A 9,467-nucleotide genomic window follows, 5' to 3' on the forward strand; every position below is an offset into this window, starting at 1 on the left:
CGGGTGCGGTCCGGAGAAAGCGAAGGACAACGCTGACGCGAAGCCTTCCCAGCCGTCCGCGTCCACATCGGCGAAAGCGCCGTCGGGCACGCCGTCCGCGTCCGCCGGAACCGAGAAGCCGTCGGCCACTGTGAGCGGTGACCAGCCCGCGCCCAAGACGAAGGAGCGCGCGATCCAGCGGTACGAGCAGTACCTCCACGGCCTCGGGCGTGAGGACATCGGCACGGTCTGCGAAGTGGCCGGGCCCGGCGCGAAGAAGGCGGAGGAGCAGGGTTTCGGTCCGTGCACGTCGACGTACGTGATCGTGTTCCAGATGATCTCACCCGAGCAGAAGAAGGCCCTGCAGACCGCGACGGTAGATCCGCAACGCGTCAGCGTGCGCACCCTCGACAAGATCGAAATGCCGCTCGAAGCGGTCCGGTCCTCCGCCACCTTCTCCGACGAGGACTTGGGCAGCTACACCCTGGAGTACCTCAAGAACGACTACTACATCACCGACGGAAAGTGACTGGCACGGGCCGATGGTGGTGAGCGGCCGCGCCGGGTCTGCGGCCATTCGTCTGGTTCCCGTATGCGGGGTGTGGTCGCCGGGTATCAGCACAGGGTGAAGGGGACCGGTTACAGGGAGAGTTGGTACGAGCAGCGGCTGCCTTACTGGTTGCTGGGACTGGTCGTCCTGGCCGCGGCGCTCGGTGGTCTCCTCTCCGCCCAGGCGATCGTGGACGGTTACCGGGCGACCGACGTCTACCGGCAGGCACCCGTGTGCGAGGGCGAGGGCTGCGTACAGGTTCGGATGGGCGAGGTTCGCGACCGGGACACCGGCGAGCGCTGCACGTCGAACGGTACGAGCACGGGCGCGACCGGTGGCGAGAGCTGCACCACGACCTACGCCCTGAAGGTCGCGTGGCCCGGAAGGTCGCAGTGGCTGGAGGTCGGCGCGGAGGCGTACGCGGAGGCCAGGACGGGGGAGCGAGCCCAACTGCGGTTATGGAAGGACCAGGTGGTCGGCCTGGAGGTGCTCGGACACTCCCGCACGTACGCACCGGCGTCCCAGACGGACATGGGGTCCTCGATGACACTGGCATGGCTCGCTCTCGGCGTCGCCGCCTGGGCACTCGCGAGCGGCCGGCTGATCACCCTCCTGCCCATGGGTTTCGGCTGGCTCATGGTGAGCATCACGATCCTCATGATCGGCCCCGACGTCCTGATGTGGTCGCCCGTGGTCTATTGGGGTGCCCTGACGGTGCTGGCGGCCGGCGTGACATACGGCGCGCGAGCGATCTTCCGGATCTGAGCGCGACTTCCGGAGCGGTCGGGGCGACGTGGGGCGAGGTGCGCGCCCGCCGGCCGCCATGCCGGTCCTTATTGCCGCCCACTCCCGAACGGCGCCGTCGCCACCCGGGGCGGCTGCGCGTTCCCGACCGAGTGGCACGCGCCGGCGTCATGTACGTGCTGCGGACCGGTGTCGCGTGGCGCGATGTCCCCACAGAGACCCCGCTCGCCATCACGCTCACCGGCGGCAACCGGCACGACGTCACCCAGCTCCCGCCGCTGCTGGACCCCGTCCCGCCGATGCGGGACTGCGGGGACGCCCCCGCACAAGCCGCGGCGTCCGTACGCCGACCGGGGCTACGACGCCGACAAACAGCGGTGCACCGATTGCCGGTCACACTGACGGTGACGGACGGGCCGGCATTCTGATGATGTGCAACTACGCGGTCGCGATACCAGGGCCAGGTGCTCCATCGCACGCGGGCCGGGCGGCGGTCCGGCGGGAGGAATCTCGGCGGTGGGGTAGGGGCGGGGCGTGGGTGGGCCGGCCCGAGGGGCGGGCGGAAACCCCACGCCGAGAGAGAGGTACACCCGTGGCCGTTACCGAACACCGCATCCTTCCGCTCCGGTTGGAGGACATAGCCGCCGACATCCCGATCCGCGGAGCCTTCACCTACCGCTCCGACCGCCCCTACGAGGTCTCCCTCGACCTGCGGGGGGCCGGGATGCATCTGGCCCACTGGGTGTTCTCGCGCGACCTCCTGCTCGACGGGGTGACCTGTGCCAGCGGCGAGGGCGACATACAGATCTGGCCACGACGCAAGGGCACCGAGACGCGGATCTTCCTCGCCTTCGGCAACGGCGTGGAGAACTGCGTGGTCTCCGCGCGGGCCAAGGACGTGCACGGGCTGTGCCGCCGGCTCACGGAGCTGGTGCCGCGCGGCGAGGAGCGGCGGCACTTCGACCTCGACGCGGAGCTGAGCGCGCTGCTGGCCCGCTGAGGCGTGCCGCCCGGCCGGCGAGGTCCGCACAACACGCCCCCATTATCACGGCGGGCCAGTGCAACCGCGGACCGGCGCCGGGTGTCTCTACAGGTGACAGCATTGTCCCCGTCTCTGGAGAATCGGGGGGACGTCATGAGCCACCCACGTCGTCTACGTCACCGCAGGATCGTGGCCCTGGCCACGGGAGCCCTGCTCACCGCCGCTCTCGCGCTCGCCGCACCGGCCTCCGCCGCCGGCACCACCACCGCCGCCACCGCCACCGCCACTCGGGCCCAGGCCCAGACCCAGACCCCGCTCGTCGTCAATGCCCGCTGGGGCGGACACTGCACGTACGACCGGATCGTCATCGACCTGCAGGGATACGTCCCCGGGTACACCGTCACGCCCGTCTCGCAGCTGTACTACGACGGGTCGGGCAAGCCCGTCCCGCTGGCCGGAAAGTACTTCCTGGAGATCCGCCTGCATCCCGCCGCCGCCCACACCGAGGAGGGGGAGAGCGTCTACCAGGGCCCCCGGTTGCAGAAGATCTACCTGAGCAAGCTCAAGGGAATCGCCTTCACCGGCGACTTCGAGGGGTACGTGACCTTCGGCGCGGCCTTCGACACCAAGCCGGTGTACTCCACCATGGTCCTGCACGCGCCCGAACGGCTCGTCGTGGACATCGCGCACCCGAACGTCTGCTGAGGACCTCCCGCCAAGACCGGCAGTGGCCGCCCGGCCCTGCCGGTCTTCGCCATGCCGCGACCCTGGCGGGCGGGCCGCGGCGGCGACGGCAGGCACCGGCGTGCGCGGCGCCCGCGCGCTCCGCGACCGCACCCGCGCGCCGGTCGGTTTGTTACCGGTCCGCGCGGCCGACTAGGGTCAGCGGGCCTTGGTGTTCGGGAAACCGGTGAGAAACCGGTGCGGCCCTCGCCACTGTGATCGGGAAGTCCGGCTCCACTCCTGCGGGAAAGCCACTGGGACCGTGCGGGAAACCGTACGACCCCGGGAAGGCGGAGCACCGGGCATCAGCACCCGTGAGCCAGGAGACCGGCCGGGGCGCGTTGTCCATCCACGAGGTGCTGGAGAGGTCTCCCTACTCATGCATATAGCCGAGGGGTTCCTGCCCCCCTTGCACGCGGTCGCCTGGGGCGCCGCGTCCGCTCCCTTCGTCGTCCACGGTGTCCGCGCCCTCACCCGCGAGGTGAAGGCCAATCCGGAGAGCACGCTGCTGCTCGGGGCGGCCGGCGCGTTCACCTTCGTCCTGTCCGCGCTGAAGATCCCCTCGGTGACGGGCAGTTGCTCCCACCCCACCGGCACGGGCCTCGGGGCGATCCTGTTCCGGCCGCCGATCATGGCCGTACTCGGCACGATCACCCTCCTCTTCCAGGCGCTGCTGCTCGCGCACGGCGGGCTGACCACGCTCGGCGCCAACGTCTTCTCGATGGCCGTCGCCGGGCCCTGGGCGGGCTACGGGATCTACCGGCTGCTCCGCCGTTTCGGCCTGCCGCTGATGGTGACCGTCTTCTTCGGCGCCTTCTTCGCCGATCTGGTCACCTATTGCGTCACCAGCGTCCAGCTGGCGCTGGCCTTCCCCGACCCCGGTACGGGATTCGCGGGCGCGCTCGCCAAGTTCGGCGGCATCTTCGCGGTCACGCAGATCCCGCTCGCGGTGAGCGAGGGGCTGCTGACCGTCCTCGTGATGCGGCTGCTGATGCAGTCCAGCAAGTCGGACCTGGTCCGTCTCGGGGTCGCGAAGCTCACGCAGGGCAAGACGAAGCCGGAGGCGGCGGTCTGATGACCAGGAACGCGAAGATCAATAGCCTGTTGCTGCTCCTGGTGGCGGCGTTGGCCGTGCTCCCGCTCGCCCTGGGAATGGGCGAGGGCAAGGAGGAGCCCTTCGCGGGCGCGGACGCCCAGGCGGAGGCGGCCATCAGCGAGCTGAAGCCGGATTACGAGCCCTGGTTCTCCCCTCTCTACGAGCCCCCGTCCGGGGAGATCGAGTCCGCGCTGTTCGCCCTTCAGGCGGCGATCGGCGCGGGCGTGCTCGCGTACTACTTCGGCATCCGCAAGGGCCGCCGGCAGGGCGCCGCCATCGCCGCCGCGGGCCTGGCGAGCCAGGACGGGGCCGCCCCCGCGGCCGGTGCCGGTCCGGCCGCTCCGGTGACCGGGCCCGGGTCCGCGCCGGATCCGGACGGGGCCGCCCCCGCGGGCCTGGCCGGCTCGGCCGCAGCGCCGACCTCCGCTCCGGCAACGGCAACCGCGCCCGCTGTCGGTCCCGCCGGTGCGGCGAAGGGGCCCGGGGCCTCCCCCGCATCGCCCACCGCGCCGGAGGCGTAGGGCAGTGCTCCCGATCGACGTGGCGGCGCACGGCAGTCGCTGGCGTCGCCGCCACCCTCTGGAGAAGGCCCTGCTGGGCCTGGGGCTCACGGTCACCGCGGTGTGCCTGCCGCCCTGGCCCGGCGGGCCGCTGGTCGCCGCGGCCACCCTGGCCCTGCTCCTGGGGCCCGCAGGGGTGGCCGGGCGGCAGCTGTGGCGGGCCTTCCGGATCCCGCTCGGCTTCTGCTTCACCGGGGCGGCGCCGCTGCTGTTCGCCGTGGGCGGCCCGGCCGGGCTGGTCTCGCTGGCCCCCGACGGCCCCCGGCACGCGGGTGAACTGCTGCTGCGTACCTCGGCCGCCTCGCTCGGCGTGCTGCTGTTCGCCTTCACGACGCCGGTCTCGGACGTTCTGCCCAGGCTGGTGCGGGCGGGGGTGCCGGCCCCGGTGGTGGACGTGGCCCTGGTCATGTACCGGATCGGCTTCCTGCTGCTCGACTCCCTCACGCAGATCCGCCGCGCCCAGGCGGCCCGCCTGGGGCACGCCGGCCGGGCGGCGGCGTGGCGTTCCCTGGCCGGGCTCGCGGCGACCGCCTTCGTACGGGCCTTCGACCGCGCGGCCCGGCTCCAAGTGGGCCTGGCGGGGCGCGGCTACGACGGCGCGCTGCGCGTGCTCGTACCCGAGGCGGCGCTGTCCTGGCGGTTCCTGACCGGATCCGCCGTTTTGCTGACCTCGCTGGTCGCGGTCACCCTCGCCCTGAAGGAGCTGTATCCGTGATTCCGTTGGTGGAACTGGTGGGCGCCGGCTACGCGTACGAGGACGGCCCGCCGGTGCTGTCCGGCGTGGACTTCGAAATCGTGCCGGGCCGGGCCCTGGTCCTGCTGGGCCGCAACGGCAGCGGCAAGACCACGCTGATGCGGCTGCTGAGCGGCGGCCTGCGGCCGGTCTCGGGCGCGCTGCACCTCGACGGCGCGGCGGTGACGTACGACCGGGCGGGCCTGACCCGGCTGCGGACGGCGGTGCAGCTGGTCGTGCAGGATCCGGACGACCAGCTGTTCGCGGCCTCGGTGGAACAGGACGTCTCCTTCGGGCCGTTGAACCTGGGCCTGCCGGCCGGGGAGGTACGGGCCCGGGTGGACGCGGCGCTGGCCGCGCTGGACATCACGGCGCTGCGGGAGCGCCCGACCCATCTCCTGTCCTACGGGCAGCGCAAGCGTGCGGCGATCGCGGGGGCGGTGGCGATGGCGCCGCGCGTGCTGATCCTCGACGAGCCCACGGCCGGGTTGGACCCGGACGGACAGGAGCGCCTGCTCGACGTCCTGGCGGGCCTGCGTTCGGCCGGGACCACGGTGGTGATGGCCACGCACGACGTGGACCTGGCCGTGCGCTGGGCGGACGACGCGGCGGTCCTGACCCCGGCGGGCATCCGCCTGGGCGCGGCCGCCACGCTGCTCTGCGATCCCGCGCTCCTGGCCGAAGCGGGTCTGCGCCAGGCCTGGTCCCCGGCGGTGACGGCGCTGCTGCGGGCCCACGGCCTGCTGGGCGCGCGGGCTCCCGGGCCCCGCACTCCCGAGGCCCTGTCCGCCTGGCGGCCGGTACACGGTGGACCGGCCGCAGCCGGGCCGCAAGCGGGCGGCCGGTGAAAGCCGCGCCGCAAACCTAGGATGGCCGCATGTCGCTCCCGCACGCCATCCTCACCGCCCTGCTCGAAAAGCCCTCGTCGGGGCTGGAGCTGACCCGGCGGTTCGACAAGTCGATCGGGTACTTCTGGTCCGCGACGCACCAGCAGATCTACCGCGAGCTCGGCCGGCTGGAGGAGTCCGGTCTGATCCGGGCGCTGCCCAGCGAGGTGCCCGTACGGGGCCAGAAGAAGGAGTACGAGGTCCTGCCCGCCGGAAGCGCGGAGCTCGCCCGGTGGGTCGGCGAGAGCCAGGACCCGAAGCCGATGCGCGACCCGCTGCTGCTGCGCATCCGCGCGGCGGGGGTGGTGGGGCCGCAGGGTCTGGGCCCGGAGCTGCGGCGGCATCTGGAGCTGCACCGGCGGCAGTTGGCGCAGTACGAGGCCATCGAGGAGAAGGACTTCCCGCCGGAGCGCGACGCCGTGGAGGACCGGCTGCGCCGGCTCGTCCTGCACGGCGGGATCGCCCTGGAGACCTTCTGGCTGCACTGGCTGCGGGAGGCGCTCAGCGAGGTCGAGGACATGTCCGGCCCCGTCGGGGACGTGTCCCCAGGGGCTTGACCGCTTGGCCGCTTGGCCGCGCCCTTGCCCGGCAGCGGGCGGGGCAAGGGGCGGGCGGCGGGGACTACTTGTTCACGGAGGTCTTGTTCACGGAGGACCAGAACTCGTCGAAGCTCAGCAGGCCGTCGCCGTTCACGTCCTTGGCGGCGATCACGGCGTCCGCGACCGGGCCGGTGACGAACGCGTCGCCCATGGCGGCCATGGCGCTCCGGTACTCATCGGCGGTGACGAAGCCGTCGCCGTCCTTGTCGAACCGCTCGAAGGTCGTCTTCGCGCTGTCGATGTCCGCCACTGGGTCCACCCCTTCTTGGTGCTTGTTGACCGGCTCAGGGTAGCGGCCTGCCCACCCCTGTTCCACGTCGGGTCCCATTCGAGCGGCAGATAGAAATTCCATTACTCTTCCGTACGGCGGAAGCATAGATTCCGGCCAATAATTCCGGCCTCTACTTGTCACGTTCCGGGATCACGGCATAACGTACCGACATTGCCGCCACACCGGGAGCGCAGGGCTCCCAGGGACAAGCGAGCAACAAGGGCGATCACATAGGTGACGATGACAGCTGACGCATCATTTGAAGTTTTGCCCTTCACCCGCACCTGCCGCCATATCTGGGAAGACGGCGATCATGTGCTCATCGGAGTGAGTCCTGGAAACAGCTACTTCAGCTCCGAGCGCATCACCAGTCTCGCCCAGTGGGCCACGACCCGCTTCGCGCAAGTGGACTTCGTCTACGCGGACCTCCACGTGGACCGGATGTTCGCCGCGTTCGGGTATTCCCGCGAGCATGCGGAGAAGCGGGCCGCGAAGGAGATCAAGGCGGTCCGGCGACGGATCCTCAAAGGCGTGGAGGAATCAGGCCCTCCGGATGCCGAGATCCGTGTGAGGGCGCTGTCCGAATTCCAGTCGAACCCCGTTTACCAACTACTGCACCGGCGCGTGATGCATTTTCTGGAAACAGATGATGAATTCCGCAAGAGCTGCGAGCAGATGGCTCTTCACTTTGTCGGTTCCAAGGTTCCGGAAGGTGAATCCATCACAGACGGCCAGCTACAGGTCTGCTTCGATTACATCGCGGCCGAGCTGCCGTTCTTCGTGGACACTCCGAGCATTCTCGACGTGCCCTCCTCGGTGGCGGCCTACCACGTGAAGATGCCGCTCACCGATGTCCTCTTCGCGCGGGGCGGGGGCCTGCGCGCGACGAGGAACCAGGCCTATGCCGTCGTCCGGCCCGAGGCCGCCGCCGCACCCCACCACGCACCGACCGAGAGGATCACCGATGAGCGTCGAGCAGCTTGAGGGCCGGGAGGGCCGGGTGCAGCAGCCGCTCCTCGACTTCCCTCTCTCGCGGCGCGGCGACGTGCTTCCGCAGGAGTGCGACTGGCTGCGCGCGCAGGCTCCGGTCGCCAAGGTCCGTACGCTCACCGGGGATCCGGCCTGGCTGGTGAGCAGTTACGCGCTGGCCAAGCAGGTCCTGGAGGACGAGCGCTTCAGCCTGAAGGACACCGCGAACGCCGCGGTCCCCCGCCAGTACGCGCTGACGATCCCGCCCGAAGTCGTCAACAACATGGGCAACATCAACGGCGCGGGGCTGCGCAGCGCCGTGATGAAGGCGCTCAACCCGCGCCAGAAGGGCCTCCAGGACGCGCTGCGGACCATGGCCGGCACCCTCGTCGACCAGATCGTCGCCGAGGGCGCCCCGGCAGACCTCCGGGCGGGGTTCGCCGACCCCTTCTCGGCGGCTCTGCACTGCCAGGTGCTGGGCGTGCCGTTCACGGACTGGCGCCGGCTGATGTCGGGGCTGGACGTCGCGTTCATGACCGCCCGCGAGCCCTTCGCCGACTCGGCCCTGAACTGGTACAAGGACGTCGGCTACTTCACCGAGCAGCTCCGGGCCCAGCTCGCGCTGCCGTCCGAGGAGCGTACGGGGCTCCTCGGAAGGTTCGCTGAGCTGAGGGAGGCCGACCCGGAGTCGGCGCACCTGACCGATGAGATGTTCGCGACCGTGGCCGTCTCGCTCTTCGGGGCGGGCGCGGTCTCCACGTCCGCGTTCCTGGTGCTCGCGGTCCTCGCGCTGCTCCAGAGGCCCGAGCTCATCGGCTACCTGCGCGCCCACCCGGAGCGCATGGGCAAGGCCGTGGAGGAGCTGCTGCGCTGGAACCTGTCCGTCGGTGACGGACTGCCGCGCATCGCCACGGCGGACATCCAGGTCGGTGATGTCCTGGTGCGCGAGGGTGAGCTCGTCCTTGTCCTCCTGGAGGGGGCCAACTTCGACCCGGAGGTCTTCGCGAACCCGCAGGAGCTGGATCTGGAGCGCGACAGCTCCCAGGCCCATCTCGCCTTCGGCGCGGGCCGGCACTTCTGCCCGGCTTCCGCGCTGGGCCGGGCGCATGCCGAGATCGCGCTGGAGGTCCTGGTCGACCGGTTGCCGGAGCTGCGGCTCGCGGTGCCGGCGGAAAACCTCGTCTGGCGTACGGGCTTCATCAAGCGGCTGCCCGAGCGGCTGCCGGTTGCCTGGTAGCCCGTCACCGGACGAGCACAGGGCCGTGCCCCGGGAGCTGTGCGAGCTCCCGGGGCACGGTCACGCCCGGCCGCGGAGCGTAGGCGTCAAGGCCCTGTCGTCAAAGTCCCTCCGGCCCGGGGCGTTACCGGAGCTAC

The 9,467-nt window shown here is 71.0% G+C and carries 13 protein-coding genes and 1 riboswitch; of the genes, 12 read left to right on the plus strand and 1 reads right to left on the minus strand.

What is annotated here, in order from left to right:
- The first annotated feature begins 130 nt into the window (after nt 1-130).
- The 10 genes from ACWDX7_RS23065 (at nt 131) to ACWDX7_RS23110 (ending at nt 6,811) form a co-directional block, all read left to right on the plus strand.
- On the plus strand, nt 131-508 hold the full coding sequence (locus ACWDX7_RS23065; RefSeq protein WP_451490016.1) for a hypothetical protein: 378 nt from the start codon (nt 131-133) through the stop codon (nt 506-508).
- Nucleotides 509-604: 96 nt separating this feature from the next.
- Entirely contained in the window at nt 605-1,294 is a 690-nt protein-coding gene (locus tag ACWDX7_RS23070) for a hypothetical protein (RefSeq protein ID WP_451490017.1), read from the plus strand.
- A gap of 131 nt (nt 1,295-1,425) precedes the next feature.
- The gene (locus ACWDX7_RS23075) at nt 1,426-1,701 is read left to right on the plus strand and encodes a hypothetical protein (protein ID WP_451751500.1); all 276 of its coding nucleotides are present in this window, start codon (nt 1,426-1,428) and stop codon (nt 1,699-1,701) included.
- Between the two features lie 164 nt (nt 1,702-1,865).
- A complete protein-coding gene (locus tag ACWDX7_RS23080; RefSeq protein ID WP_451490018.1) occupies nt 1,866-2,273 on the plus strand; it encodes an SsgA family sporulation/cell division regulator in 408 nt (135 codons plus the stop codon).
- 135 nt (nt 2,274-2,408) lie between these two features.
- Nucleotides 2,409-2,960: an AMIN-like domain-containing (lipo)protein gene (locus ACWDX7_RS23085; protein ID WP_451490019.1), complete on the plus strand. Its 552-nt coding sequence runs from the start codon at nt 2,409-2,411 to the stop codon at nt 2,958-2,960.
- 171 nt (nt 2,961-3,131) lie between these two features.
- Nucleotides 3,132-3,328: riboswitch (cobalamin riboswitch) on the plus strand.
- 29 nt (nt 3,329-3,357) lie between these two features.
- Nucleotides 3,358-4,053 (plus strand): energy-coupling factor ABC transporter permease, encoded by a 696-nt coding sequence (locus ACWDX7_RS23090; protein ID WP_451490020.1) that lies wholly within the window; start codon nt 3,358-3,360, stop codon nt 4,051-4,053.
- The gene (locus ACWDX7_RS23095; protein WP_451490021.1) at nt 4,053-4,595 is read left to right on the plus strand and encodes an energy-coupling factor ABC transporter substrate-binding protein; all 543 of its coding nucleotides are present in this window, start codon (nt 4,053-4,055) and stop codon (nt 4,593-4,595) included. Before ACWDX7_RS23090 ends, ACWDX7_RS23095 begins: the two co-directional genes overlap by 1 nt.
- A gap of 4 nt (nt 4,596-4,599) precedes the next feature.
- Nucleotides 4,600-5,349 (plus strand): cobalt ECF transporter T component CbiQ, encoded by a 750-nt coding sequence (cbiQ, locus tag ACWDX7_RS23100; RefSeq protein WP_451490022.1) that lies wholly within the window; start codon nt 4,600-4,602, stop codon nt 5,347-5,349.
- Nucleotides 5,346-6,215 carry an energy-coupling factor ABC transporter ATP-binding protein gene (locus tag ACWDX7_RS23105; RefSeq protein ID WP_451490023.1) on the plus strand — a complete coding sequence of 290 codons (870 nt, stop codon included), beginning with the start codon at nt 5,346-5,348 and terminating at the stop codon, nt 6,213-6,215. The genes cbiQ and ACWDX7_RS23105 overlap by 4 nt, the downstream gene beginning before the upstream one ends.
- A gap of 29 nt (nt 6,216-6,244) precedes the next feature.
- On the plus strand, nt 6,245-6,811 hold the full coding sequence (locus tag ACWDX7_RS23110; protein ID WP_451490024.1) for a PadR family transcriptional regulator: 567 nt from the start codon (nt 6,245-6,247) through the stop codon (nt 6,809-6,811).
- 64 nt (nt 6,812-6,875) lie between these two features.
- Here ACWDX7_RS23110 and ACWDX7_RS23115 read toward each other — a convergent pair whose 3' ends face one another.
- Complete coding sequence (locus tag ACWDX7_RS23115; RefSeq protein ID WP_451490025.1) at nt 6,876-7,103, minus strand: EF-hand domain-containing protein; 228 nt, start codon at nt 7,101-7,103, stop codon at nt 6,876-6,878.
- A 261-nt stretch (nt 7,104-7,364) separates the two neighbouring features.
- Here ACWDX7_RS23115 and ACWDX7_RS23120 point away from each other — a divergent pair, with 261 nt between their 5' ends.
- Together ACWDX7_RS23120 and ACWDX7_RS23125 are read left to right on the plus strand one after the other, a co-directional pair.
- Nucleotides 7,365-8,108, plus strand: coding sequence for a tRNA-dependent cyclodipeptide synthase (locus ACWDX7_RS23120; RefSeq protein ID WP_451490026.1), 744 nt, complete (start codon nt 7,365-7,367; stop codon nt 8,106-8,108).
- Nucleotides 8,089-9,330, plus strand: a complete 1,242-nt coding sequence (locus ACWDX7_RS23125) for a cytochrome P450 (RefSeq protein WP_451490027.1) — start codon at nt 8,089-8,091, stop codon at nt 9,328-9,330. Before ACWDX7_RS23120 ends, ACWDX7_RS23125 begins: the two co-directional genes overlap by 20 nt.
- The last annotated feature ends 137 nt before the right edge of the window (nt 9,331-9,467 follow it).

The sequence above is a fragment of the Streptomyces sp. NPDC003034 genome (genome assembly GCF_053591375.1).